Raw genomic sequence first — 24,791 nt, forward strand, 5'->3', positions numbered from 1 at the left:
ATGGCACGTGACTTCGATGCGCGAATCTTCGTGGCCGGCCATCGCGGCATGGTCGGCTCGGCCATCGTGCGGCGCCTGTGGGCCTTGGGCTACACACAGTTGCTTACGGCCGGCCGTGACGAGCTCGACCTACTCGACCCGGCGGCGGTGCAGGCGTACTTCGCCAGGCACCGTGTGGACCAGGTGTACCTGGCGGCCGCCAAGGTCGGCGGGATTCACGCCAACGCAACGTACCCGGCCGATTTCATCTACCAGAACCTGATGATCCAGGCCAACGTGATCCACGCCGCCCACAGCCATGGCGTGGAGAAGCTGTTGTTCCTCGGCTCGTCATGCATCTACCCGGTGCATGCCCCGCAACCGATGATCGAAGCGGTGTTGCTCGACGGCGCGCTGGAACCCACCAACGAACCCTACGCGGTGGCCAAGATCGCCGGGATCAAGCTGTGCGAAAGCTACAACCGCCAGCATGGCCGCGATTACCGCAGCGTGATGCCCACCAACCTGTACGGGCCGGGCGACAACTACCACCCGCAGAACAGCCATGTGATCGCCGCCTTGCTGCGGCGCTTCCATGAGGCGACGCAGCGCGGCGATGAGGAAGTGGTGATCTGGGGCAGTGGCAAACCACGGCGCGAGTTCCTGCATGTGGATGACATGGCGGCGGCCAGCGTGCATGTGATGGAGCTCAGCCAGGAACGCTACCGCGAGCAGACCCAGCCGATGCGTTCGCATTTGAACGTCGGTACCGGGGTGGATTGCACCATCGCCGAACTGGCCCAGGCGCTGGTGCGGGTCACCGGCTTCAAGGGGCAGTTGCGCTTCGACGCCAGCAAGCCCGACGGCGCACCGCGCAAGCTGCTGGATGTGAGCCGGATCAACGCCCTCGGCTGGGAAGCCTATGTGCCGCTGGAAGAGGGGCTGCGTGACGCCTACAACGCCTATCTCGCGGCCCTCGAACAGCCTCGGGGCCACTGATGAAGATCCTCCTGTACGGCATCAACTACAGCCCGGAGCTCACCGGCATCGGCAAGTACAGCGGTGAACAGGCGCGCTGGCTGGCAGGCCAGGGCCATGAGGTGCGAGTGGTGACGGCGCCGCCGTATTACCCGCAGTGGCAGGTGGGCGAGGGCTATTCGCCGTGGCGCTTTCGCACCGAGCAGGACGACGGCGTGACGGTGATTCGCTGCCCGCTGTATGTGCCACGCCAGCCCACGGCGTTGACGCGCCTGCTGCACCTGATGAGCTTTTCCGCCAGTTCGTTTTTGGCGGTCATGGGGCAGTGGCGCTGGAAACCGGACCTGGTGATCCTGGTGGTGCCCACGCTGTTTTGTGCGCCCCAGGCACTGTTGTTGGCCAAGCTCAGTGGCGCGCGCTCGGTGCTGCATATCCAGGATTACGAAGTGGACGCGATGTTCGGCCTCGGCATCGGTGGCGGCTCCCTTGTGCGGCGCCTGGCGTTTGGGCTTGAACGCTGGCTGTTGCGGCGTTTTGACCGGGTCTCGACGATTTCCAGCGGCATGCTCGACAAGGCCCGGGGCAAAGGCGTGAACGGCAAGCGCCTGCTGTTCTTTCCCAATTGGTCGGAAACCGCCCGCTTTCGCCAGGTGCCCCGCAGCCCCGGGCTGCTGCAGCGCCTGGGTGTGGCGCCAGGCCAAAGGGTGTTGTTGTACGCCGGCAATATCGGCGAGAAGCAGGGCCTGGAACTGATCCTTGACGCCGCCCAGGCCTATGCCGATCGCCCGGAGCTGGTGTTCCTGATCGTCGGCCAGGGCACCGGCAAGGCCCGCTTGTTCGAGCGTGTGCAGCGCGATGGCCTGCGCAACGTGCTGTTTGCGCCGTTGCAGCCCTACGAGGATTTGCCGGTGCTGCTGGCCTCGGCCGACGTGCACCTGGTGATCCAGAAGCGCGGGGTGGCGGACGCGGTGCTGCCTTCCAAGTTGACCAATATCCTGGCGGTGGGCGGCCACGCCATCATCACCGCCGACCCCGGCACCACCCTCGGCCGCCTGTGCGAGGAACACCCGGGCATTGCGGTGCTGGCTGAACCGGAGTCCGTCGCCGCGCTGAACATAGGGATCGAGCGGGCACTGGCATTGCCCGCGCACAATGAGGTGGCGCTGAACTACGCCAAGGAGTTCCTCGACAAGGAACGTATTCTGCAACGCTTTATGGCACAGGTCTGATGGGTATGTGGCTTGATTTACCGACCTTCAATACGGTCGTGGCATCGACGCCGCTGGTGGCGATCGACCTGGTGGTGAGAAACACCCGTGGCGAGGTCCTGCTGGGCCTGCGCGTCAATCGGCCGGCTTATGGTTTCTGGTTCGTGCCCGGCGGGCGTATCCAGAAAAACGAACACCTCGACAACGCCTTCCGGCGCATCACCCGCGACGAACTGGGACACCCGTTCGAGCGCGCCCAGGCGCGGCTGCTGGGGGTGTACGAGCACTTCTACGACGACAGCGTGTTCGCCAACGCCGGGGCCGGGCCGAACACCCATTATGTGGTGCTCGGCTATTGCCTGGACCTGGCGGAAGGCCAGACCCTTCAGCCGCCCACGGAGCAACACCAGCATTACCGCTGGTGGCCCGAGGACGAACTGCGCATCAGCCCGCGGGTGCATGAACACACTCGCGCCTATTTCTGACTCTCTCTCCCGAGGACGCTCTCATGTTGTTACCGGTGATCATGGCAGGCGGTTCGGGGTCGCGCCTGTGGCCGCTTTCGCGGCAACTGAACCCCAAGCAGTTCCTGCGCCTGACCGACGCGCACCTGTCGATGCTGCAGCAGACCATCACGCGGCTGGAAGGCGCCAACGTCGCGCTGCCGCAGTTGATCTGCAATGAGCAGCATCGCTTCCTGGTGGCCGAGCAATTGCGCCAGTTGGGCCTGGAACAGGCCAGCATCCTGTTGGAACCGGTGGGGCGCAACACGGCGCCGGCCATCGCGCTGGCGGCGTGCAAGGCGCTGGCCGAGCACCAGGACCCGATCCTGCTGGTGCTGGCGGCGGACCATTTGATCGAAGACGTCCCGGCGTTTCATGCCAGCCTGGAAGTGGCGCTGCCGCTGGCCCGCGACGGCAAGCTGGTGACCTTCGGTATCACGCCCACTTGCGCCCATACCGGCTACGGCTATATCGAACAAGGCGCGGCGGCGGGCGAGGGCGGTTATCGGGTCAAGCGCTTTGTCGAGAAGCCCGACGCCGTCACCGCTGCGGCGTATGTGGCCGACGGTGGGTATTACTGGAACAGCGGCATGTTCATGTTCCGCGCCAGTCGTTACCTGGAGGAGCTGGAACGCTTCCAGCCGGCTATCCTCGAGGCTTGTCGCGTGGCGCTGGAAGGCGGCAGCCAGGATCAACCCTTCACCCGCGTGCATGCCGCGACCTTTGCCGCGTGCCCGGACGACTCCATCGACTACGCGGTGATGGAAAACACCCATGACGCGGTGATGGTGCCGTTGCAGGCCGGCTGGAGTGATATCGGCTCGTGGTCGGCGTTGTGGGAGGCCAGCGAAAAAGATGCCAGCGGCAATGTGATACGCGGCGACGGGCTGAGCCTGGACACCCGTGACACCTACGTCCACGCCGACAGTCGGCTGGTGGCCACGGTGGGGGTGCAGGACCTGATCATTGTCGAGACCAAGGACGCGGTATTGGTGGCCCACAAGGACCAGGTGCAGCAGGTCAAGGCCATCGTCGACCTGCTCAAGCAGGCCGGGCGCCATGAGCATCTCAACCACCGCGAGGTGTATCGGCCATGGGGCATGTACGACTCGGTGGACAACGGCCAGCGCTATCAGGTCAAGCGCATCACGGTGAAGCCGGGGGCCAAGTTGTCGGTGCAGATGCACCACCATCGCGCCGAGCACTGGATCGTGGTCAGCGGTACGGCGCGGGTGACCAATGGCGAACAGACTTACCTGGTGTCGGAAAACCAGTCGACCTATATCCCCATCGGCCAGGTGCACGCCCTGGAAAACCCGGGGGTGATTCCGCTGGAGTTGATCGAAGTGCAGTCGGGCTCTTATCTGGGCGAGGACGATATTGTGCGCTTCGAAGACAAGTACGGCAGGGCCTGAGGTTTTCCGACAATTAATAACGTTTTTAATAACTTCGCCGGGCGCAATGCATTGAAGGCCGGGGCTTGCCGGGAAAACGTTATTTTCAACTAGGTCGGCTGAATATTATCTGTCTGGTGTGCTGTTTAGTTGAATGGCACTATCGGTTTGCCTGCTCACTGATGATAAGGAGTCTGAAATGAGAAAATCACTGGCTATTCTGGTACTCAGTGTCTTGAGTACTTCGGCGATGGCCGACGAGTTACCGTTGGGGCTTGATACCACAGTGGCCGGAACCGTTACGGTGGGGCAAACGTTGTTGGTCGGCACTGCCCTGGTTGCCGGTGTTGCCGCTGTTTCCAACAGCGGCGGCAGCTCCAATGGCGGCACCACCACGGGTACTACCGGCACCACCGGCACTACGGGTACCAGCAACTAGTCGTACACCTTCCGCTTTTAAGACCGCTTGGAATCCCCGCCCAAGTGGTCTTTTTTTCTTGTCGTCTATCGCGAGTGTCCTAGCACTATGATGCGTATTTTTTCTATTGCAGCCGTGGCCGCTGCATTATTGCAAGGCTGCATGTTTTCCCCGGGTCAATATATGGATACGGCCGCCCTGACCGAAGAGGGCGGGCCTGAAAACAGTCGCGTGGATTTAATTCCGATTACGCCAAAGTTATTGGCCATGGACGCGGCAAGTCATGTGCCTTATTCCATTCCAGCAGAACTCTTGAGTTATAAACCCGGGCCGTATTTGATCGGCGCCAATGACGCGCTGTATATCACGGTGTGGGATCACCCTGAACTTACCGCGCCGTCCGGCCCGCAGCAGCAGATCGATGCCAACGGTCGCTTGGTCAGCCCCGAGGGCAACCTGTTTTATCCCTACGTCGGCGAGGTGGTTGCCAAGGGTCGCAGCATTGAAGCGCTGCGCAGCGAGATCACCGACAAGCTGCGCCAGTACATCGACAGCCCCCAGGTGGATGTCAGCGTGTTGCGTTTTGCCAGCCAGAAAGTGGTGATCAGCGGCGCGGTGATCAAGGCCGGGCCGGTGCCCCTCACCACGATTGCGATGAACGTCAGCGAGGCCCTCGGCGCCGCCGGGATCGACCCGATCAACGCCGACCTGTCGAACCTCACCCTCACCCGTGGCGGCAAGCGCTACACCCTGGACCTCGACACGCTCAACCTTGAGCAGTCGCGCCTGAATGACATCTACCTCAAGGACGGCGACCAGCTGTACCTGGCCTACAACGATCGCAAGCGCATCTACGTGATGGGCGAGGTGATGCAACCCCGCGCGCTGAGTTTCAAGACCCGCAGCATGAACCTCTCCGACGTGCTGGGTTCAGTGGGCGGGGTCAACCAGAACACCTCCAACGCCGATGCCATCTACGTGATTCGCGGCGCGCAGAACATCGATGTGGAACCGGCCAAGGTGTTCCAGCTGGAAGCCGGCTCCCCCTCGGCCATGGCCCTGGCCACGCGTTTTGATGTGCAGCCCCAGGACGTGGTGTTTGTCGGCCCGGCGAATATCACGCGCTGGAACCGCTTTATCAGCCAACTGGTGCCGTCCGCGTCGATCATCGGCATTGGTGCATCCACCCAGAACAACCTGAGCGAAGCCAGCAGCCGATAGGGTGGTACCTGCGTGAACAATCTGAAAATCGGTACGTACGCAGGGTTGGCGTGGCTGTTGGCTGGCTGCAATCCGCTGATGCAGGCCTCGCTGGATACCTTCAAGGCTGCCGTCGGCGGCCCGCCGCCGTTGGTGTTGAGCCAGGCCCAGGTGGATGCGGTGCCGTTCCCCCAGATCAAGGTCACCACGGTGTCCGGCGCTGGGGTGATGGCGTTGATTCGCCAGCGTGACGACCTGCAGTTCTGGGTGGCGTCCGGCAAACAGGTGCTGCTGCTGCGCGATGGTCTGGTGGTGCGCACGGTGGGCCTGGGCACTGACCTGGATGGCACGCGCTGGCAGGGTCGGTCACCGTTCCAGCAAGGGTTGCATCGTGTCCCGGACGGCTATCGCAGCACGCGCCAGATCGACATGGTGGACGGCTATCGCCTGGGCATTACGGTCAACAGCCGCATGACGCGCCAGGGACTGGAGAGCGTCGAGATTCTCGACAAATCCTATGCCTTGCTGCGGGTGGATGAAGACATCGAGGCCGCCGGCTTTCACGCGCGTAACCGTTACTGGGTCGACCCCGGCGACGGTTTTATCGTGCAGAGCGAGCAGCACCTGACGCCCGACCTGACGCTCACCATTACCCAACTGCAACCGACTCGCAAGGATGCCCCATGATGCTGCGAAAATTGGCCGCGCTGGTGCTGTTGTGCAGTGGCGCCAGTGTGTCCCAGGCGGCGATGACCGTCAGCGGCGAGGTGCGCAATCCGGGGCCGATCCCCTTGGCGCCCGAGGCGCGCTTGCTGGATGTGATCACGGCGTCGCAACCGGATGCCCAGGGCTATTGGCTCGGTGCGGCCTGGCTGCGCCAACCCTTGCTGGCACAGCAGGCACGGCTCAAGGCCGGTGTGCTGTTTGACCTGCAAACCCTGCAGCGTGCGGCGTTGGCGGCCGGTCGCGAAGGTCGCGCGCATGCGGCGGCTCGGCTCTATCAACAGGTGCAGGCCTTGCCGGTGACCGGCCGCCAACAGGCGATGCTGGATCCGGTGGCGGTGGAAGTCGGCTTTGCGCCGAACCCGCTGGTCAGTGAGGGCGACAGCCTGGTTTATCCGCCGAGGCCGGACAGCGTGCGTGTCGTGGGTGCCGTCGCCGTGGCCTGCACGTTGGCATTCCAGCCGATGCAGCGGCCCCTCGATTACCTCCACGCCTGTCCGGCCCTGGCGGAAGCGGACCGCGATTACCTGTGGCTGATCCAGCCCGACGGCCATGTCACCCGCCTGGGTATCGCGGCATGGAATCGCGAGGAGGGCACGCCTCCCGCGCCGGGCAGCACGTTGCTGGTGCCGATCCGCAGCGACGACCTGGACCCGCTCACCCCCGAACTCAATCAGCAACTGGCCGAGTTTCTTGCCACCCAACCCCTGGCCGAGGTCACGCCTTGAAATTATGTATTGCAGCCGTGCTGCTGGTGCCCTGTGGCGTCGCCCATGGCGATCCCCGTTACACCCAAAGCGATTTCGGTGGCGTCGGGCTGCTGCAAACCCCCACCGCCCGCATGGCGCCCGCCGGCGAACTCAGCGTGAATGCCAACCGCACCGAACCCTACAGCCGCTACAGTTTTTCGGCGCAACCCCTGGACTGGCTGGAGGGCACCTTTCGCTACACCGCGATCACCAACCGCCCCTATGGCGCCGAGTCCTTCAGCGGCGGCCAGAGCTATAAGGACAAGGCCGTCGACGCCAAAGTGCGCCTGTATCAGGAAAGCCACTGGCTGCCCGAGGTGGCGCTGGGGTTCATGGACCTGGGTGGCACCGGGTTGTTTTCCAGCGAGTACCTGGTGGCCAACAAGCGCTACGGTGATGTGGATTTCAGTGCCGGCATCGCCTGGGGGTACCTGGGCAGTCGCGGTGATTTCGGCAACCCGTTGGGCGCCTTGGATGATCGTTTCAACCAGCGGCCCACCGCCGAAGGCTCCGGCAGTTTTTCCAACGGCTACTTTCGCGGCCGGCCGGCGTTGTTCGGCGGGATTGCCTATCAGACACCCTGGGCACCGCTGAGCCTCAAGCTGGAATACGAGGGCAACGACTATCAGAACGAACCCCGCGACAACAACCAGCGCCAGGACTCGCCCATCAACCTGGGCCTGGTCTACAAGCTGGCCGACTCCATCGATGTGAGTGCCGCCTGGGAACGTGGCAACACCGCCATGTTCGGCATCACCCTGCACACCAATTTCGTCAGCCGCAAGGCCCCGGTAAAAACCTACGACCCGCCGGCCCCCAAGTTGCCTGCCAAGGCCCCGACCACGCCGATGGACCAGGTGGATTGGGCCGCCGTCTCCCGGCGCCTGCACGATAATGCCGGCTACAACGTGCAGCGCATTACCCAGCGCGGGCCGGAGTTGTTGGTGTACGGCGAACAGCAGCGCTATTTCTACAGCGCCAAGGCGGTGGGCCGCGCCAGTCGGATTCTGGATGGCAGCGTGAATGACCAGATCGATTGGTTCACCCTGGTGAGCGAGCGTTATGCGCTGCCGATCGAAGAAACCAGCGTGCCGCGCGAGACCTTTCGCGAGGTGGTCAACCACCGCGAGGACCTGCAGAACCTGCATCGCCAGGTCGAGGTCAATCGTGCCAGCAACCGCAGCCAGACAGTGCTGTACACCCAGCCGCCCAAACCCTTCACCTATGGGGTGGGGCTGGGCTACAAGCAGAACGTCGGCGGGCCGGATGGCTTGCTCTACCAGGTGTCCGCCGACCTCGACGGCGAGTATCGTTTCACCCGCAATACCTGGTGGAGCGGCCTGCTCAGCGTCAACCTGCTGAACAACTACGACGGGTTTACCTACGATGCGCCCAGTGGCTTGCCCCGGGTGCGGACCGACCTGCGCCGGTACATGACCACCTCCGATGTGACCCTGCCGACCTTCCAGCTCAACCATGCGCAGCAGTTGGACCAGGACCTCTACGGTATGGTCTACGGTGGTTTGCTGGAGTCGATGTACGCCGGTGTCGGCAGCGAAGTGCTGTACCGCCCGATGGGCCAACGCTGGGCATTGGGGGCCGACCTGAACTACGTGCGTCAGCGTGGTTTCGAGCAGGATTTCAGCTTGCGCGATTACCGCACCCTCACCGGACATATCACCGGCTACACCGATCTGCCGTTCAACATTCAGGGCGCCTTGAGTGTCGGCCGCTACCTGGCCAGGGACTGGGGCGCGACCCTGGACCTGTCGCGGGAATTCAACAATGGCGTGCGGATTGGCGCGTGGATCACCCGCACCACCGCATCCAGTGAACAGTACGGCGAAGGCAGCTTCGACAAAGGCCTGTACCTGTCCATTCCGTTCGATGAGTTGATGAGCCTGTCGACGATGCGTCGCGCCAACCTGGTATGGGCGCCACTGACCCGCGATGGCGGCGCTCGCTTGAACCGCGCCTACTCACTGCATTCGATGACCGATGGGCGCGACAGTGAGCTGTTCTACAAGAACATCGACAAGATCACCGAATAAATGCACCCACACAGATATTGTCTCATCCAACACCGCTCAAATCCGTAGCAGCTGCCGAGCCCCGGCGAGGCAGCGTTTACGGTCGTCCTGGCACACCGCTGACGCAGCCTCGCTTGCGCTACGGGGGTGAGGTGGTGATGGGGATTGGCACTCGTAGCAGCTGTCGAGCCCCGGCGAGGCTGCGTTTACGGTCTGCCAGGCACACCGCTGACGCAGCCTCGCTTGCGCTCGGCAGCTGCTACGGGGGTGAGGTGGTGATGGGGATTGGCACTCGTAGCAGCTGTCGAGCCCCGGCGAGGCTGCGTTTACGGCCTGCCAGGCACACCGCTGACGCAGCCTTGCTACGCAGGGGGTCAGTAGATGTCCTTGGACAGCAGCGTAAACGGCGTCTTCAACAGGATCTTGATGTCCAGCCACAGCGACCAGGTATTGATGTAGCGCAGGTCGATATCGACGCGCTGTTGCATCTTCTCCAGGGTCTCGGTCTCGCCCCGGCAGCCATTGACCTGCGCCAGGCCGGTGATGCCGGGTTTGATCCGATGGCGGGCCATGTAGGCGCGGATTTTCCCCGAGTAGTAGTCGTTGTGTGCAATCGCATGGGGGCGTGGGCCGACCAGGGCCATGTGCCCTTGCAGCACGTTGAACAGCTGCGGCAATTCATCGATGGAGGTACGCCGGATAAACCGGCCCACCGGCGTAATGCGTGAATCGTTGCGACTGGCCTGGCGTACCTCATGGTCGTCATGCACACGCATGGAGCGGAATTTCCACACCTTGATCACCTCGCCATTCCAGCCGTGGCGGTCCTGCTTGAAGATCACCGGGCCGGGGGAGGTGAGCTTGATCAGCAGGGCGACCAGCAACAGCAGCGGGCTCAGCACGATGATCGCCAGAGCAGCCAGGCTCTTGTCCAGCAGCGACTTGCTCAGTGCAGCGGTGGGGCGGCTGGTCAGCGGGCTTTCGTTGAGGTAGATCGCCGGCAGCCCATCCACTTCGGCCACGCAATGGTTGAGCAGCAGCATGTTATTGAGGTCGGGCACCCAGATCACATCCACGCTGATCTCCAGCAGGTTGAGGTACAACGCCTCAATGTGGGTGGCGTCCTGCAATGAATGGGTGATGTAGAGCCGGCGGATGCCGTGTTGCCGGATCAATTGGGGCAGTTGCGGCAACTCGCCGAGGATCTGCGCTTGCGCATCCTCGGTCGCCTCGGCACGGCTGCCGACCAGACCCACCAGAGGCGAGCGTTTTTGCCGTGAGAGGGTCCTGGCCAGGTCCACCGCAAGCTTGCCAGTGCCCACGATCAATGATTTTTGGCGTTCGTGAAGTTGGCGGTGGTAATACCGGGACAGGCTGTGCAGCGGTATGTAACACAGTGCCAATAACGGGTAACTGACCGCCGCCCAGAGTAATAAGGTTTCCACAGGGAACAGTGCGCTGGCATGACAGGCTACGCCCACGGCAAACAATATACCCATGGTTAACAGCCAGCCCATGAACAAGCGTCCAAGGCCCACGGCATAATCATCTTTCTTGCTGTAGACATCGCACAAGGTATACGCCGGGAGAGAGGCCAATATCGTAAAGGCGGCTAGGACGCGGTAGTAATACTCCAGTTGGCCAGTCTTCAAGATAACCAGCGTAAATAACAGTGCAACAACTAAGCTCGATGCGAGTGTCCATTGTCCCCAGAACGTCAAACCCCTGGGGGTCAGGTTGCGATGCATTCTAGTGTTATTAAGCATAGTTCTGCTCCCGGTGATGACCGCGCACGTGGTGGCAGGCGTTAAGGGTTAACGGTTAACTTTTATAAACGACAGGCACGCGCAGGCGTGTGCCCATTGATAGTAATGAACGGCAGGGGGCGGTGGCTGACGACTTATAACAAGGTCAGGAGGGTCTGGCGAAGTGGATGTTATAAAAGGGCAGGTAGAAGAGTTTTTAATAGGCAGGGTGAATTAAAAAGTCTGGGTTGTTTTTATTTTTGTTAACGGCGTGGCTGACTAAGCTCGAGCGGCTTTTTGATTTTTTGCGTCAGGCAATAACCACGGTTTCTTACCGCACGAAACAAGCGTTCACCGTCGTTGACCCGCTTGAACTTTTCCTGCAAACGACTCAGGCACATTTCCAATCCGCGGTATAAATCGGGTTCACGACCTATATTACGGATCAACTCTTCTTTGCTGACCACGCGTTCTTCATGGTGCAGCATCTTTTTAATCAGCGCCGATTCAATAGTGGTCAATGAAATGCGCAGGCCGCCCTTGACCAGTGCTCGATCATGTTGGGTGAGCAGCCAGAAATCCTGTGGATACAGTGGCGTTCGTTCGGCGCTGATCTCTTGAGTACGCGTATGGTTATTCGGTGCGCTGTCAGGGGCCTTGGCGGTTGGCATTCTGGATTCTTGCCGCTTGGGGTTAAACGATTGTGAGGGCAAGTTGAGGGTGTGGGTAATAATGTAGGTATTAAAATGCGGGGTGATCTGTGGTTGGGAAAACGCCGGATTTGTATCGGCGGGGTCCGTGGTCGCCGGGGCGTTTACATCGTAATAGAAGAACTCTGCGTTGGGCGTGAAGTCCTGCAGTGCGATAGACGCAAGTGTTGGAGCGAAGGCGTGTTTCTTGAAAGAACTCATAGGGTCCACCCATATCAGGAAGATGCAGTTGTTAAAGGCAGTCAGCGGGGGAGTAATAGCCGCCCTGAAAGTATTCGAACGGCAAGTTTTTAGCCAGCATGGCGCTGTCGGCAAACTCGACCTGATCGGCGATGAAGCAGACCCTGCAGGCACTGATCAGTTCCAGCATGTGATCGTAAAGCCGGTCGAACAGGTCCGAACGCGTATTGAGGCTGAGCCTGAGGGCAGAATCCGGAAAGGGCATTTTTATATAGTCGTAGAGCTCTAGGTCGACCAGCAGGTCTGCCGGCTTTGTATCGAGTCTGTAGTTGTTGTAGGCCAACGTGATACCGCTATGGTCTTTCAACTTATACAACTGACGCACCATCGCCCGGCGTTCTACCGGACCGGGCAGGGCGTCCAGTGGGTTGTCGAGACTGAGGGTGAAGGGGTGTTTGTGGTATTCCAATGCCTGCGCGGCCTGAATGATCGCCTTGAGGATGTCCTCGTTCATCAGGGCCGATTGACCCATGCGCAGAAGCGTATGACTCGTCGCCGGGCTGACCGCCTTAGGCGTTTTGCGCGGTGGGTGGATATGGCGCAAGGCCTCAGTGCAGGCACTTTCAAGTTGTTCGGGATCAACGCCATCCGCTACGCTGATTTCGCTGCCCCACCAGGCATGACCGCGATCAACGATGGCTTGCCTGATGATCTTGAAGTGCGGGGTATGTACAGGGGGCGTTTTTTCACTATTCACGGCTCGGCCCCTCCTTAGTGGGGTGGAAATGGCTGGCGCAAATAAGACCCCGGCTGAGTTTATAACCATAACCGCGAATATTTTGGATGATGTTTTCACCGTAGTGCGCCTTGATTTTACTGCGCAAACGGCTGATGGATTTTTCCAGTGCGCGGGAGTCGTAGTACTTGGTATTAAGTCCCATGACACGGGCGATCTCATTATGACTGAGCAGTCGGTTCTGAATAAGCGCTTCCAGTACTTTCATTTCGACGAAGGATATTTCCAACTTTTTCCCGTCGCCATACAGGCACATGCGGTCCTGGTCGAGAATCAGGTCGCACTGATTGAGTCGAGCGCTTTCACTGAGAAAAGCATCAAACAGATTCAACTTTTTTTCGGGTGAAGTTTCGATCGCCTTGATGCAGTAATCGGCGCCAGCCAGATAGTATTTTGTTTTGCTCAGGGTCGACGCAAAGGTGATCACGACGAATATCGTGCAGTCGGGGTTTTCAGTTCGCGCTTTTTTTATTATGTCCAGGCTCAGATTGCTGGCGGAGGGTGTATCAATTTCTATAATGATGGCACGGTAATGTACGTGGCTTTCCTGGGTGTCAATTAGTTGACCGTAGCAACGTGTATCGACTTTTAAATTATTCGCTACAGTGCGAACTAAAAGCGCCCGAAAGTCCTCTGATTTCGATTGAGTCCGTGCAATAGCGAGGACGTTGGAAAAATGCATCACCTACTCCCTTTTCCGGCATGCAAGGCCGTCAGTTCAATCGCTGCTAGCGTTTAGATACTAATCGAATTGATTCCGCTAAAACGTGACAAATTTTAACATTCACCACTTGGTTTTTACGAGCGCAGGGGGTAATAGGGGGATATTTCATGGGAGGTTGTACCGACTTACACATATCCTAGTGCAAACTCTTAATGCTCGATAAGTATTTTAGTTCCAACGATTTTTTTGACGGGTGCAGGTTTAAGCGTTGACCTTCTCAGACCGGAAAAACGCCTGCAGAGCGCCCCGAAGGTTGGCGGCCGGCCCCTCGGATGGGCTCAACGGCGCAACTGCACTTCGGCCTCGATGCACGCCACCAGAAACTCCATGACCACCTTCACGGACGGCGAGCGGCGCATGTCGGGGTACACCGTGAGCCAGATATCACGTAAAGGGCCTTCGACCGCAGTGGGCAGCCTGACCAGCAGCGGGTCGTGATCGCCCACCAGGGTCGGCAACACCACCGCGCCGACCTGGGCCCTGGCCGCCATTTGCTGGGTGGCCAGGTCGCTTGCGGCAAACGCGATCTCACGGCCGCCGCGCAGTTGGTGCATCCAGGCTTGCTGGGGCAGGTGGTCACGGCTGCTGTCGTAGGCGATGAACGTCCACTGCGCAGCCGGCAATTGCTGGAACGTCGGCGGGCCATACAGCCCGAAGCGCACCACGCCGACTTTCCTGCGTACCAGGGCTTCCTCATCGGGACGCACCGTGCGCAGGGCAATATCCGCTTCACCTTTGTCCAGCGCGGCCAGTTGGGTTGACGGCATCAGCACCAGGTTCAACTGCGGGTATTGGGCGCGCAGCCGCGCTATATGGGGCGCAATGCAATAGTGGGCGATAGACGGCGGGCAACTGACCCGCACCGTGCCGGCCATTTCGATCGACGCGACCCGCGACAGGCGCATCACCTGCGTCGCCATTTCGTCCATGCCCGCCGCCAACTCCGCCAATGCCAGGCCTTGCGCGGTCAGCGGGCGGCTGCGCGGCAGGCGGTCCACCAGTTTGACGCCGAGGGCTTTTTCCAGCGCATCGACGCGGCGCCCGACGGTGGCGTGCTCCACCTGCAACTCGCGGGCGGCCGCCGACAACGACTGGCTACGTGCCAGTACCGTGAAGTAATACAGGTCCTGCCAATCGAACATCGGGTTATTTCCGCACGGAGGTTGGGAAGCTTTGGGGAATTTTCCTACTGAGAGCGTCCTTTTACCATGGCCGCTTCCCAGTGCACACGGAGTTGTCCCCGATGAAAGCCATTACCTTGCAAACCTACGGCGGCCCTGAAGTCGCCCAATTGCGCCATGACGTCCCCAAACCCCAGGTGTTGGCCGGGCATGTGCTGGTCAAGGTGGCGTGCGCCGGGATCAACTTCATGGATATCCATACCCGCCAGGGCAAATATGCGCAGTCGTCGACCTATCCGGTGCGCCTGCCCTGTACCTTGGGTATGGAGGGCGCCGGCGTGGTGGTGGAAGTCGGCGCAGGCATCAGCCATTTGGCCGTCGGCGACCGGGTGGCGTGGTGCATTGCCTGGGGCGCCTTCGCCGAGTACGCCCTGGTGCCCGCAGCCAGGGTGGCGCAGATTCCCGGTGCCATCGCCTTCGATCAGGCGGCTGCGGCGATGTTTCAAGGCTGTACCGCCCACTACTTGATCGAGGATGTCGCCAGGTTGCAGGCCGGCAGCACCTGCCTGGTCCACGCTGCGTGCGGCAGCATCGGCCAGTTGCTGGTACAGATGGCCCGGCGCTCAGGCGCCACGGTGTTCGCCACCGGCAGCACCGCTGAACGATGCGCCATTGCTCACGAGCGCGGGGCCCACCAGGCCTGGGTCTATGACGGCGGCCGATTTGCCGAGCGGGTGTTGGAGGCCACAGGCGGGGAGGGGGTGGATGTGGTCTTCGATTCGCTCGGCAAAAGCACCCTGCGTAACAGCTTCCGCGCCTGCCGCACGCGCGGCCTGATCGTGAACTACGGCAATGTCTCGGGTTCGTTGACCGATCTCGACCCGATGGAACTGGGAGAGGCGGGCTCGCTGTTTTTGACGCGCCCCCGGCTGGCCGACCATATGGCCGACGGCGCGACCGTACAACGGCGTGCCAACGCGGTATTTGCGGCGATGCTCGAAGGTACGTTGACGGTGGCTATCGAAGGGCATTACACGCTGGAAACGCTGCATCAGGTACATGAGCGCATCGAAGCGCGGCAACAGATCGGCAAGGCTGTGGTGTGGGTGGACCGCGACCTGCATTAATCGAAGACGAAAAAAAACCGGCTGATCAGGCCGGTTTGGGGTGCCCCGCGAACAGTGCGGGATTAAGCGTGGTTGTCCAGCAGGCGATCGGCACCGCCTTCAACAATACCGCGTTGCTGCAAACGATCGGCACCGCCTTCGGCCAGGCCACGTTCCTGCAAGCGATCAGCGCCACCTTCGGCAGCGCGGTTGCCTTGCAGGCGATCGGCACCATCTTCGGCAACGCGGTTGCCTTGCAGGCGGTCGGCGCCATCTTCGGCGACGCGGTTGCCTTGCAGGCGATCAGCGCCACCTTCAACAATACCGCGTTGCTGCAAGCGATCAGCACCACCTTCGGCAACACGACGTTCCAGCAAGCGATCCGAGCCACCTTCGGCAACACGACGTTCCAGCAGGCGATCCGAGCCACCTTCAGCAACACGGCTTTCGATCAGGCGATCCGCGCCGCCTTCAGCAACAACAGGGTGGGCAAATGCGTTTGCAGCGAGTACCGAGAAAGCGAGGCTAAGCAAGATTTGGCGTTTCATGAGGGTGTGCTCCGAGTGTTTTAGTTGGGTGTTGCCTGGTATGGGTTTGATGTTACGCGTTGCATTTTTTAAGAGAACTTCATTGGGCTGATGGTGACTATCGATGCCAGCGATGGCCCGTTTCAAAGGGCCATCGCCGAGCCGGTCACGGCATCTGTGGCCGTTCCTGGGGGCGCAGGTCGAACACCAGCACCTCGGCATCCTGGCCCTGGCTCAGGCGGATTTGCCGCTCATCGCGCACTCGGGCACCGTCGCCTTCCTGCAAGCGCTGGCCGTTGATGTCCACGCTGCCCCGAGCCACATGGATGTACACGTGGCGATCCGGCGGCAGGTCGAGGGTCGCGGCTTCGTCGCCGTTGAACAGCCCGGCGTACACCCTGGCGTCCTGGCGCACGGTCAGGGAGCCGTCGCTGCCGTCCGGCGAGATGATCAGTTGCAGGCGCCCTTGTTTCTGCGCCGCGCTGAAGTGCTCCTGTTGATAGCGCGGCTCGGCACCGGCCACGGCGGGCACGATCCAGATTTGCAGGAAGTGCACGCCACGGGTCTGGCTGTGGTTGAACTCGCTGTGGGCCACGCCGCTGCCGGCGCTCATCAGTTGCACATCGCCGGGGCGAATCACCGAGCCGGTGCCCAGGGTGTCCTTGTGTTCCAGGGCGCCTTCAAGCACATAGGAGAAAATCTCCATGTCGCGGTGCGGGTGTTGGCCGAAGCCTTTGCCGGCCGCGACGCGGTCGTCGTTGATCACCAGCAGGTCGGAAAAACCCTGTTCATCGGGGTTCCAATAGTTGGCGAACGAGAAGGTGTGGAACGACTTCAACCAACCGTGATTGGCGGCGCCGCGTTCGGAAGCTTTGCGAAGGGTCAGCATGGTCTTGTCCTCAAGTGAGCGCGGGCTGCGAGATGCAGGGCGCTTGCGTTGAGAAGAAGGTTACTGGCAACCTGAAAATTCATTAAGAAGCTGAAATTTGAATAACTGTCTCCTTGAGATTGACAGTAAAAGCCATGCCATAATGCCTTTCGCTTTCTTCCCCTCGATGGATGCTTCCCGTATGAAAACCGTGGCCATGGCGCTGTTCCCGGACTTCCTCCTGCTTGACATGGCCGGGCCGCTCGAAGTGTTTTCCATTGCCAACCGCTACCTGCCGGCGGCGGAGCATTACCAGATCCTCACCCTGGGTACCGAGCCCGGTCCGTTGCGCGCCTCCAATGGGGTGCTGGTCCAGACTGACCTGCTGCTGGACCAGGCCCGGGCGGCTTATGACCTGCTGCTGGTGCCCGGCGGCCCGGGTGCCTATAACGAATGCCATCCGGCGCTGCTGCCCTGGCTCAAGGCGGCGGCGCCACGGGCGCGGCGCTTCGGCTCGATCTGCACCGGCGCCTTTGTGCTGGGCCACGCCGGGCTGCTCGACGAACGCCGCGTGACCACCCACTGGCACTACACCGAGCGCCTGATCAAGGCCTTCCCCAAGGCCATCGTCGAGACGGATCGCATCTACCTGCAGGACGGGCGGTTGATTACCTCGGGCGGGGTCACCGCCGGTATCGACCTGGCGCTGTCGATCGTCGCCCAGGACCATGGCAAGCAAGTAGCGGTGGATGTGGCCAAGGTGCTGCTGGTGGTGATGAAGCGCCAGGGCGGCCAGGCCCAGTTCAGCCCGATGACCGCGTCCGTGGCACCCCAGGAAACCGCGATCACCCGGGTGCAGAACCATGTGCTCGCCCATCTGGACCAGCCCTTTACCATCGAGTCCATGGCCGAGCTGGCCGGCATGAGCCCGCGCCACTTTGCCCGGTTGTTCGCCAAGGACGTGCAGATGACGCCCATGGCCTTCCTGCAGGGCGCGCGCATCGACCGCGCCCGGCAACTGCTGGAAACCACCGACCTGCCGCTCAAGACCGTGGCGTTCCACGCAGGCTTCGGCAGCGTGCGGCACATGCGCTTTCTATTCAGTGAAAAACTCGGCCTCAACCCGACCCAATATCGCCAGCAGTTCAGTTAACGACAGGATGTCCGTCTCGCGCACCCGATTGTCCGTATCGCTCCCTGTGCCAGCATTGCCCTGTTACAGGTAGCTGGCAAGATAAGGTCGAGCCCATGGAAAAGGATGCGCGGAAGCCCAAGATCGGGCGTTTCAGCGCGATTGCAGACATGAATATGCCTCAGGCGATTGACGCGGATAGCACGGTGCGCTTCGGTGACTATGCCTTTCATCGGCAGCAGCGGCTGGTGAGCAAGGCGGGTTGGCCGGTGCCGTTGGGCGGGCGGGCTTTGGATATTCTGGCGGTGCTGCTGGAGTCGCCAGGGCAATTTATCAGCAAGGCCACCCTGATCGAGCGGGTCTGGCCGTGCAGCGTGGTGGAAGAGAACAACCTGCGGGTGCACATCGCCGCACTGCGCCGTGCCCTTGACGGGCAACGCTTGATTATCAACGACCCCCAGCGCGGTTACTGCTTCGCCGCCCCCGTGCGGGTCGCGGCTGCCGCGGTGCTGCCCCGGCATAACCTTGCCCCCCGGCTCAGCCCGCTGATCGGTCGCGATGAACTGCTGGGCGTGCTGGTGCGGCGGGTGTCCGGGCAGCGCCTGATGACCCTGACCGGGTGCGCCGGCGTGGGCAAGAGCACCTTGGCCCTGGCCCTGGCCGAGCGCGTGTTGCCGCGCTACCGCGACGGTGTGTGGTGGGTCGACCTGGCCACGGTGGAGGCGCCGCTGATGATGCTGCGCCACCTGGCCACGATCCTGCATCTGGAACCCGACGGCAGTGTCACGCAGTTGTGCCGCCAGTTGGTCTCCCGGCAATTGCTGCTGGTACTCGACGGCGCCGACCTGCTGCTCGGTGCCTGTCGACATCTTTTGCGGGCGCTGCGCGAAAATGCGCCCCAGGTCAGCGTGCTGGTCAGCAGTCGCGAAGCGTTGCAGGCCCCAGGCGAATGGGTGCTGCGCGTGCCCCCGCTGGGCGTGCTGGCGCCGTCGGCGCTGGGCAGTGTTGAACAGGCCATGGCGTTCCCCGCCGTGCAACTGTTCGTCGCCCGGGCGTGTGCCGGCCAACAGGGCTTTGTGTTGCGCCGACAGGACCTGGCGCCGTTGCGGGACATCTGCCGGCGCCTCGACGGTATTCCCCTGGCCCTTGAACTGGCGGCCGCCCAAGTGGACGCGCTGGGCGTGCGCGGTCTACAGGCGCAGTTGCACAGTGGATTGCACGTACTGACCCGGGGCCGCCGCACAGCGGTGGAGCGCCACCAATCCCTGACCGCCGCCCTGGACTGGACCTACGAGCGCCTGAGCCTGCCGGAGCGCTGGCTGTTCCTGCAACTGAGCCTGTTCAAGATGGCTGTGACCTTGCCCACCCTGGGTAAGCTGGTGGCCGGCACCGAGCTGGAACACGCCGATTTGTCGTACCTGCTCGGGCGGCTGGTCGGCACCTCGCTGCTGAGCCTCGAACCCGGTCCGGGTTATCCGCGCTATCGTCTGCTCAACAGCGTGCGCAGCTATGGCCTGGCACTCCTGCGTAACCCGCAGCAGGTGGCGCGTTTGCAGCAGGGTTATGGGCATTACCTGGGAGCGTTTTCAGGCCGGCCGTTTGTCCTGCAACTCGTCGAGCAGGCGGCGTACGCGGACTAGGTCCTGGGTGGCGAAGCCTTCGCTGAATCGCGCGTAGACCGAACCCAGCAGGTCGCGAGCAGCCTGCACACGACCCTGCTGTTGCCACAGCCGCGCCAAGGAGTCCGCACAGCGCAGTTCCCAGGCCAACGCGCCTTGCTGGTGTGCCAGGCCCAGGGCTTCGAGCAGCAGCGCCTCGGCCCCGTGGGGATCGGCCATGGCCTCGGCGCGCACGCGCAGGATCTCCGGGCTGCACCAGCCGGCCGCACCGCTCCGGGCGCGTTCGAACAAGGCCTCATCCACTGCACGGGCGTTGAAGGTCACCAGGATGTCTGCGACCAGCCCCAATCCCTGCACATCGGCGATCTGCGCCGTGCCTTCGTAGCATTGCGCCCAGGTGTGGAACAACTGCACTGAATGCTTTTGCGCCTGTTGCAGGAGGAGGTCCAAGCGGTCGCGGGCTGCAAGGGTGTCGCCGTTGCAATGGGCGATGACCACCCCGGCCAGGGCCAGGGTGTAGCAAATCGACGTGCCGTGGTTGATCTGCAACGCCAGCTCCAGCGCCTGGCTGGCGGTGCGCCACGCACGTTCGGGAAAACCGCGCAGCCACAGGATGCGCGCGAGGATGGTCAACGAGGCCACGCTCTGGTCGTACTGCACGCCAAAGCCGTGGGTAAACCGATTGAGATGGCCGCTCTGGGCCATGCGCTGGATCACCTGTTCGGCATTCTGCTGCGCCAGTATCTGATTGCCGGCGAAGTGCTGCGCCAGCACCCTCAGGCGTTGGGCGCTGAGGGCCAGCAACGGTTCTGCCTGTGGCCCCAACCGGTCGAAATGCAGGCTTTGCTCCAGGGCCTCGCGGTAGTTGCCGCCACACAGGCTGACCGCCATTTGCCCCGACACCGCGCGCAGTTGGCCGACCAGGTTGCTGTCGGCTTCGGCCAGGCGCCGTGCATGGGCAAAGGCTTCGATGGTCTGCGGCGTACCGCCCTGGGTGTGGTAGGAAAAACTGCCGAAGGCCAACTGCAGGGCCATGTTCAAGTGCGGGCTCGGCGTGCTCGATTGCCCCAGCCGCGCCAGTGCCTTGCCCACATACAGGCCGTGTTCGCGCAGCAGCGACAGCTCCTGCCACAACGGCATGGCGCTGACGGTGAGACGAATGCCCAGCAGGTGCACGCCCTGGTCGCCCAGGCCCCAGTCGAGGGCGGCACGAATGTCTTCGCGCAGCGGCGCATAGCGGTCGATCCAGGTTTGGGTGGCGGTCTGTTCCCAATCGTCCTGCGCCTGGTTCATCAGCACCAGGCAGCGCCTGGCGTGGTGTTCACGGGTGGCGTCGAGTTCATTGGCAACGCTGAGTTTTTCCAGGGCATAGGTGCGGGTGATGTCCAGCAGGCGATAGATCACCTCGTCATCCCCGGCCTCCACATTGAGCAAGGATTTCGCCACCAACTGGGTGATCGAACCCAGCACCTCGGCCGGTGCAACCTGTTGCCCGGCGATTACCGCCGCCGCACTGGCCAGGCTGAAACCACCGCGGAACACCGCGAGGCGACGCAGACAGATCTGCTCGCAGCCGGTGAGCAATTCGAAGCTCCAGTCCAGGGTGGCACGCAAGGTTTGATGGCGGGGCAGGGCGCTGCGTCGGCCACGGGTGAGCAGGCGAAAGTTGTCTTCCATCTGCACCAGCAGGCCGGGCAGGCCGAAGCGCTCGATCTGCGCGGCCACCAACTCGATTGCCAGGGGAATGCCGTCCAGGCGTTGGCAGATATCAATGGCCAGGGGCAGTTCGGCTTCGCTCAGTTCAAAGCTGTCCTGATGGGACATGGCCCGCTCGATCAGCAGTTGCAGGGCTGGATAACCCAGGGCCTGAGCGCGGTTACCGGTGGCGGGCGGGCAGGCCAGGGGTTCCAGGCGCTGCACCGACTCGCCCTCGGCGCGCAAGGCCTCGCGGCTGGTGGCGAGGATGTGCAATTGGGGCGCGTGGCGCAGCAGGGCCTCGCTGATCAGCGCGATGTCGTCCAGCAGGTGTTCGCAGTTGTCGATCACCAGCAGCAACTGGTGCTCCTGCAGGCGGCGTGCAAACACGGGCAACGGTTCGTGCTCGGTGTGGGTGAGGTCGAGGAGCGCGGCGAGATTGGGCAGGATCATCGACGGCGCGCTGAGAGGCGCCAGGTCCAGCAGGCGAATACCGTCGCGGTAATGGCCGATCAACAATTCCGCCACGCGCAAGGCGACGGTGGTCTTGCCGATGCCGCCAGCGCCGGTCAGGGTGATAAAGCGCTGCTCGGGCAGCTGCTGTACCAGGCTGTCGATCAGGGCCTGGCGGCCAAGCATGCGCGTGCGTCGCAGCGGCAGGTTGTGGCTCGGGCGTTGGGGGGCGCCTTCGGTCGGTAGGCTCATCGGCTCGATGCTCAGTGGCGCCACAAAACTGTAGCCACGTTGGGCCACCGTAACGATATAGCGCTGCCCGGCCTGGCCATCGCCCAGGGCCTTGCGCAGCGCCGCCATGTGCACCCGCAGGTTGCCGTCTTCCACCACGCTTTTGGGCCAGACCCGGGCGATCAGTTCCTGCTTGCTCACCACCGTGCCGGCCTGCTCCAGCAGGATCAGCAGGATGTCCACGGCCCGCCGTCCCAAGCGCAATGGGCGACCGGCCTCCAGCACCAGGCGCTGGTGCGGGTGGATACGGTAAGGGCCGAAATGCACGGCCTGGTCGCGTGGGGCACTCATGGGTGGCCATGCTCTGGGAAAAGTAAGCGGCCAGCATATTCCAGGTGCATGCAGACCACTAGGCAGCGATCTCTTGAGGCTTGTGACGCAGTTGGTGATTTCGCCAGGTCATCGGGTTGACGCCCTCGCTGCGCGTGAACATATGGCAGAAATGCGCCTGGTCGCAAAACCCGCACTCCAGGCTGATTTGCGTGAGGCTCAAGGAGGAGCCGGTGATCAGTTCCTTGGCCCGCTGGATGCGTTGCTGGCGTATCCATTCCTGGGGCGACAGCCCGGTGGTGCACTTGAATGCGCGGGAAAAATGGCTGCGCGACAGGGCGCAGGCCTGGGCCAGGTCGGCAATCGCCAGGCTTTCCCCGAGGTTGGCGAGGATCAATTGCTTGGCGATCCGCTCGCGCCGGGGGCACAGGCCGCCGGTGGCGGATAAGCGAGGAGTACAGTACGCAGGTCGGGCCATGACGAATATCCGCAGTCGATGGGAGCGTTCCCGGTGAATGGATGCAGTGTAGACCGGCTCATTTTTGGCGCCCCACCGTCTGGCTGGCGAGTTAATCGTTGTTAATTTCGCCAGGTTCGGTCACGAAAAAGACAGCACAGGCATGCAATCCAGGCAGTGTTTTTCCTGCTTAGCTGGCAGCCTGCTAACCGTTTGGATACCGCCATGAACCGCAACGACCTGCGCCGCGTCGACATGAACCTGTTGGTGATTTTCGAAGCGCTGATGTTCGAGAAGAACCTGACTCGGGTCGCCGAAAAGCTCTTCATGGGCCAACCGGCGGTGAGTGCGGCATTGGGCCGGCTGCGAGATTTGTTCGACGACCCGTTGCTGCTGCGCAACGGCCGGGGCATGGAGCCCACGCCACGCGCCGTGGCGATACTCAAGGAGCTGCAACCGGCCATGGACACCATTTCAGGCGCAGTCAGCCGCGCCAAGGATTTCGACCCTTCCACCAGCTGTGCGGTGTTCCGCATCGGCCTGTCCGACGACGCCGAGTTCGGCCTGTTCCCGCCGTTGCTCAGCCAACTGCGCGAAGAAGCGCCGGGCATTATCGTGGTGGTACGCCGCGCCAATTACCTGCTGATGTCCGCATTACTGGCCAGTGGCGAGATCTCGGTGGGCGTGAGCTACACCACTGAACTGCCGGCGAATGCCAAGCGCAGGAAACTGCGGGACATTCCCTGCAAGGTGCTGCGCGGGGATGACGGCGTCGAACCGCTGACCCTCGACGATTATTGCGCACGGCCCCATGCGATGGTGTCGTTCTCGGGGGACTTGAGCGGCAATATCGACCTGGACCTGGCCCGTATCGGCCGTGCCCGGCGGGTGGTGCTGGCGGTACCGCAGTTCAGTGGCTTGCGGGCGCTGCTGGCCGGTACGCAGATTATTGCCACGGTGCCGGACTATGCGGCGTGTGCGTTGACCGAGGGCACGGCGCTGCGGGCAGAGGATCCGCCGTTTGCGATCGATGCGGCGGAGTTGTCGATGGTGTGGAGTGGGGTGCATGACAATGACCCGGCGGAGCGGTGGTTGAGGGGCAGGATTGCGCAGCATATGGCGGGAGGGGGGTGAGCTTGGTGGCCTCTGGACCGACCGGAGTTGTTCCGGGTGTACTCGGTAGAAATGTGGAAGGGGCTTGCCCCCGATGAGCATAAGTATCTACACAACTTCTTTCAGCGGTCTGTGGCGAGGGAGGCCGCCCAGCCTGTAAACAGGCTGCGCTTTCGCGCAGAGAACATGCCGATAAATCGGCAAATAATTTATTTTTAAAATTAATGAGATAAATTTTGTTCTATAAGAGCTTGCTCCCGTGGCGGCCTTCGGGCCGACCGTTTTTTTGGAGTTTTAGCGAGTACATATCCGTTGCTGCGGTAACGGCGGCTTAGGGTTCCGCCCTTACGGCGGCTCACTTTTGGAGGGACCCAAAAGTAAAAAGGTCCTCGCCCCACCACTCGGCACCTCGCCTAGGCTCGGTGTGCCCTCACTCCGGCTTTGGAGCGTGGGCCGCCACGACGGGCCATCCCTGGCCCAGCGCGGCTAACCCGGCGTCCTGCCGGGTTACCCACGCTCCAAAGCCTGCGTTCGGCCAGCGTGTTTGACGGGGCGATTTGAGATCAAAAGCCAAAGCGCGGCGGCCTTAGAGCCGACCGGAGTTGGGTCTGGTGTACTGGGTTAAAAATGTGGGAGGGGCGGTGCGACGATTCGACTTGCCCCCGATTGCAGTGGGTCAGTACCAAATCCATCAACTGACACTCCCTCATCGGGGGCAAGCCCCCTCCCACATTTGGATCTCCATCCAGCAGGTAGACCTCAGCCTGCTTTTGCTCTGCTTTTGCTCTGGCTTTTGATCTTG

At 62.0% G+C, this 24,791-nt stretch carries 22 protein-coding genes; 13 read left to right on the forward strand and 9 right to left on the reverse strand.

The features are described from left to right. The 9 genes from BFP99_RS21810 (at position 1) to BFP99_RS21850 (ending at position 9,203) form a co-directional block, all read left to right on the forward strand. Positions 1 to 978 (forward strand): GDP-L-fucose synthase, encoded by a 978-nt coding sequence (locus BFP99_RS21810; protein ID WP_065925164.1) that lies wholly within the window; start codon positions 1 to 3, stop codon positions 976 to 978. Further along, complete coding sequence (locus BFP99_RS21815; RefSeq protein ID WP_065948171.1) at positions 978 to 2,186, forward strand: glycosyltransferase WbuB; 1,209 nt, start codon at positions 978 to 980, stop codon at positions 2,184 to 2,186. The genes BFP99_RS21810 and BFP99_RS21815 overlap by 1 nt, the downstream gene beginning before the upstream one ends. A gap of 5 nt (positions 2,187 to 2,191) precedes the next feature. After that, positions 2,192 to 2,650 carry a GDP-mannose mannosyl hydrolase gene (locus tag BFP99_RS21820; RefSeq protein WP_065925180.1) on the forward strand — a complete coding sequence of 153 codons (459 nt, stop codon included), beginning with the start codon at positions 2,192 to 2,194 and terminating at the stop codon, positions 2,648 to 2,650. Between the two features lie 23 nt (positions 2,651 to 2,673). After that, positions 2,674 to 4,083: a mannose-1-phosphate guanylyltransferase/mannose-6-phosphate isomerase gene (locus tag BFP99_RS21825; RefSeq protein WP_065925166.1), complete on the forward strand. Its 1,410-nt coding sequence runs from the start codon at positions 2,674 to 2,676 to the stop codon at positions 4,081 to 4,083. A gap of 178 nt (positions 4,084 to 4,261) precedes the next feature. Beyond that, a complete protein-coding gene (locus BFP99_RS21830) occupies positions 4,262 to 4,501 on the forward strand; it encodes a hypothetical protein (RefSeq protein ID WP_027608676.1) in 240 nt (79 codons plus the stop codon). An 87-nt stretch (positions 4,502 to 4,588) separates the two neighbouring features. Then, a complete protein-coding gene (locus tag BFP99_RS21835; protein WP_065925167.1) occupies positions 4,589 to 5,701 on the forward strand; it encodes a polysaccharide biosynthesis/export family protein in 1,113 nt (370 codons plus the stop codon). Between the two features lie 12 nt (positions 5,702 to 5,713). Beyond that, positions 5,714 to 6,367 carry a YjbF family lipoprotein gene (locus tag BFP99_RS21840; protein ID WP_370737671.1) on the forward strand — a complete coding sequence of 218 codons (654 nt, stop codon included), beginning with the start codon at positions 5,714 to 5,716 and terminating at the stop codon, positions 6,365 to 6,367. Further along, positions 6,364 to 7,131, forward strand: a complete 768-nt coding sequence (locus tag BFP99_RS21845; protein WP_065948173.1) for a capsule biosynthesis GfcC family protein — start codon at positions 6,364 to 6,366, stop codon at positions 7,129 to 7,131. The genes BFP99_RS21840 and BFP99_RS21845 overlap by 4 nt, the downstream gene beginning before the upstream one ends. Next, entirely contained in the window at positions 7,128 to 9,203 is a 2,076-nt protein-coding gene (locus BFP99_RS21850) for a YjbH domain-containing protein (RefSeq protein WP_065948174.1), read from the forward strand. The genes BFP99_RS21845 and BFP99_RS21850 overlap by 4 nt, the downstream gene beginning before the upstream one ends. A gap of 353 nt (positions 9,204 to 9,556) precedes the next feature. Here the strand turns inward: BFP99_RS21850 and BFP99_RS21855 are convergent, their stop codons facing one another. The 5 genes from BFP99_RS21855 to BFP99_RS21875 form a co-directional block, all read right to left on the reverse strand. Next, positions 9,557 to 10,948: an undecaprenyl-phosphate glucose phosphotransferase gene (locus BFP99_RS21855; RefSeq protein ID WP_065925170.1), complete on the reverse strand. Its 1,392-nt coding sequence runs from the start codon at positions 10,946 to 10,948 to the stop codon at positions 9,557 to 9,559. Between the two features lie 242 nt (positions 10,949 to 11,190). Next, positions 11,191 to 11,838: a winged helix-turn-helix domain-containing protein gene (locus BFP99_RS21860; protein ID WP_065925171.1), complete on the reverse strand. Its 648-nt coding sequence runs from the start codon at positions 11,836 to 11,838 to the stop codon at positions 11,191 to 11,193. A gap of 31 nt (positions 11,839 to 11,869) precedes the next feature. Next, positions 11,870 to 12,574 carry a hypothetical protein gene (locus BFP99_RS21865; RefSeq protein WP_065948175.1) on the reverse strand — a complete coding sequence of 235 codons (705 nt, stop codon included), beginning with the start codon at positions 12,572 to 12,574 and terminating at the stop codon, positions 11,870 to 11,872. After that, positions 12,567 to 13,295, reverse strand: coding sequence for a winged helix-turn-helix domain-containing protein (locus BFP99_RS21870; protein ID WP_065948176.1), 729 nt, complete (start codon positions 13,293 to 13,295; stop codon positions 12,567 to 12,569). Before BFP99_RS21870 ends, BFP99_RS21865 begins: the two co-directional genes overlap by 8 nt. A 320-nt stretch (positions 13,296 to 13,615) precedes the next feature. Beyond that, the gene (locus tag BFP99_RS21875; protein WP_065925174.1) at positions 13,616 to 14,479 is read right to left on the reverse strand and encodes a LysR family transcriptional regulator; all 864 of its coding nucleotides are present in this window, start codon (positions 14,477 to 14,479) and stop codon (positions 13,616 to 13,618) included. A gap of 101 nt (positions 14,480 to 14,580) precedes the next feature. On the opposite strand from BFP99_RS21875, the gene BFP99_RS21880 reads away from it, so the two are divergent. Beyond that, positions 14,581 to 15,585: a quinone oxidoreductase family protein gene (locus BFP99_RS21880; RefSeq protein ID WP_065948177.1), complete on the forward strand. Its 1,005-nt coding sequence runs from the start codon at positions 14,581 to 14,583 to the stop codon at positions 15,583 to 15,585. Between the two features lie 62 nt (positions 15,586 to 15,647). On the opposite strand, the gene BFP99_RS32350 is transcribed toward BFP99_RS21880, so the two are convergent. Next, positions 15,648 to 16,112, reverse strand: a complete 465-nt coding sequence (locus BFP99_RS32350; protein ID WP_083221235.1) for a phage infection protein — start codon at positions 16,110 to 16,112, stop codon at positions 15,648 to 15,650. A 145-nt stretch (positions 16,113 to 16,257) separates the two neighbouring features. Further along, the gene (locus BFP99_RS21890) at positions 16,258 to 16,980 is read right to left on the reverse strand and encodes a pirin family protein (protein ID WP_027608665.1); all 723 of its coding nucleotides are present in this window, start codon (positions 16,978 to 16,980) and stop codon (positions 16,258 to 16,260) included. Between the two features lie 181 nt (positions 16,981 to 17,161). On the opposite strand from BFP99_RS21890, the gene BFP99_RS21895 reads away from it, so the two are divergent. Then, positions 17,162 to 18,112 carry a GlxA family transcriptional regulator gene (locus tag BFP99_RS21895; RefSeq protein WP_065948178.1) on the forward strand — a complete coding sequence of 317 codons (951 nt, stop codon included), beginning with the start codon at positions 17,162 to 17,164 and terminating at the stop codon, positions 18,110 to 18,112. Between the two features lie 95 nt (positions 18,113 to 18,207). Continuing rightward, entirely contained in the window at positions 18,208 to 19,731 is a 1,524-nt protein-coding gene (locus BFP99_RS21900; RefSeq protein ID WP_065948179.1) for a winged helix-turn-helix domain-containing protein, read from the forward strand. Here BFP99_RS21900 and BFP99_RS21905 read toward each other — a convergent pair. Continuing rightward, positions 19,678 to 22,440, reverse strand: coding sequence for an ATP-binding protein (locus BFP99_RS21905; protein WP_065948180.1), 2,763 nt, complete (start codon positions 22,438 to 22,440; stop codon positions 19,678 to 19,680). The genes BFP99_RS21900 and BFP99_RS21905 overlap by 54 nt on opposite strands. Before the next feature lie 58 nt (positions 22,441 to 22,498). Beyond that, complete coding sequence (locus BFP99_RS21910; protein WP_065925179.1) at positions 22,499 to 22,897, reverse strand: helix-turn-helix domain-containing protein; 399 nt, start codon at positions 22,895 to 22,897, stop codon at positions 22,499 to 22,501. 204 nt (positions 22,898 to 23,101) lie between these two features. On the opposite strand from BFP99_RS21910, the gene BFP99_RS21915 reads away from it, so the two are divergent. Then, complete coding sequence (locus BFP99_RS21915; protein WP_027608660.1) at positions 23,102 to 24,010, forward strand: LysR family transcriptional regulator; 909 nt, start codon at positions 23,102 to 23,104, stop codon at positions 24,008 to 24,010. The last annotated feature ends 781 nt before the right edge of the window (positions 24,011 to 24,791 follow it).

The sequence above is a fragment of the Pseudomonas sp. 1 R 17 genome (assembly GCF_900067035.1).
In the GTDB taxonomy this organism is placed as follows: domain Bacteria; phylum Pseudomonadota; class Gammaproteobacteria; order Pseudomonadales; family Pseudomonadaceae; genus Aquipseudomonas; species Aquipseudomonas marginalis.

What these genes read in the sequence shown, in the direction of transcription:
- BFP99_RS21900 (WP_065948179.1), top strand. Translation starts at nt 18,208, where the DNA reads ATGGAAAAGGATGCGCGGAAGCCCAAGATCGGGCGTTTCAGCGCGATT.
- BFP99_RS21820 (WP_065925180.1), top strand. Translation starts at nt 2,192, where the DNA reads ATGTGGCTTGATTTACCGACCTTCAATACGGTCGTGGCATCGACGCCG.
- BFP99_RS21875 (WP_065925174.1), bottom strand. Translation starts at nt 14,479, where the DNA reads ATGTTCGATTGGCAGGACCTGTATTACTTCACGGTACTGGCACGTAGC.
- BFP99_RS21830 (WP_027608676.1), top strand. Translation starts at nt 4,262, where the DNA reads ATGAGAAAATCACTGGCTATTCTGGTACTCAGTGTCTTGAGTACTTCG.
- BFP99_RS21870 (WP_065948176.1), bottom strand. Translation starts at nt 13,295, where the DNA reads ATGCATTTTTCCAACGTCCTCGCTATTGCACGGACTCAATCGAAATCA.
- BFP99_RS21835 (WP_065925167.1), top strand. Translation starts at nt 4,589, where the DNA reads ATGATGCGTATTTTTTCTATTGCAGCCGTGGCCGCTGCATTATTGCAA.
- BFP99_RS21810 (WP_065925164.1), top strand. Translation starts at nt 1, where the DNA reads ATGGCACGTGACTTCGATGCGCGAATCTTCGTGGCCGGCCATCGCGGC.
- BFP99_RS21905 (WP_065948180.1), bottom strand. Translation starts at nt 22,440, where the DNA reads ATGAGTGCCCCACGCGACCAGGCCGTGCATTTCGGCCCTTACCGTATC.
- BFP99_RS21890 (WP_027608665.1), bottom strand. Translation starts at nt 16,980, where the DNA reads ATGCTGACCCTTCGCAAAGCTTCCGAACGCGGCGCCGCCAATCACGGT.
- BFP99_RS21915 (WP_027608660.1), top strand. Translation starts at nt 23,102, where the DNA reads ATGAACCGCAACGACCTGCGCCGCGTCGACATGAACCTGTTGGTGATT.
- BFP99_RS32350 (WP_083221235.1), bottom strand. Translation starts at nt 16,112, where the DNA reads ATGAAACGCCAAATCTTGCTTAGCCTCGCTTTCTCGGTACTCGCTGCA.
- BFP99_RS21910 (WP_065925179.1), bottom strand. Translation starts at nt 22,897, where the DNA reads ATGGCCCGACCTGCGTACTGTACTCCTCGCTTATCCGCCACCGGCGGC.
- BFP99_RS21815 (WP_065948171.1), top strand. Translation starts at nt 978, where the DNA reads ATGAAGATCCTCCTGTACGGCATCAACTACAGCCCGGAGCTCACCGGC.
- BFP99_RS21845 (WP_065948173.1), top strand. Translation starts at nt 6,364, where the DNA reads ATGATGCTGCGAAAATTGGCCGCGCTGGTGCTGTTGTGCAGTGGCGCC.
- BFP99_RS21880 (WP_065948177.1), top strand. Translation starts at nt 14,581, where the DNA reads ATGAAAGCCATTACCTTGCAAACCTACGGCGGCCCTGAAGTCGCCCAA.
- BFP99_RS21860 (WP_065925171.1), bottom strand. Translation starts at nt 11,838, where the DNA reads ATGAGTTCTTTCAAGAAACACGCCTTCGCTCCAACACTTGCGTCTATC.
- BFP99_RS21825 (WP_065925166.1), top strand. Translation starts at nt 2,674, where the DNA reads ATGTTGTTACCGGTGATCATGGCAGGCGGTTCGGGGTCGCGCCTGTGG.
- BFP99_RS21895 (WP_065948178.1), top strand. Translation starts at nt 17,162, where the DNA reads ATGAAAACCGTGGCCATGGCGCTGTTCCCGGACTTCCTCCTGCTTGAC.
- BFP99_RS21855 (WP_065925170.1), bottom strand. Translation starts at nt 10,948, where the DNA reads ATGCTTAATAACACTAGAATGCATCGCAACCTGACCCCCAGGGGTTTG.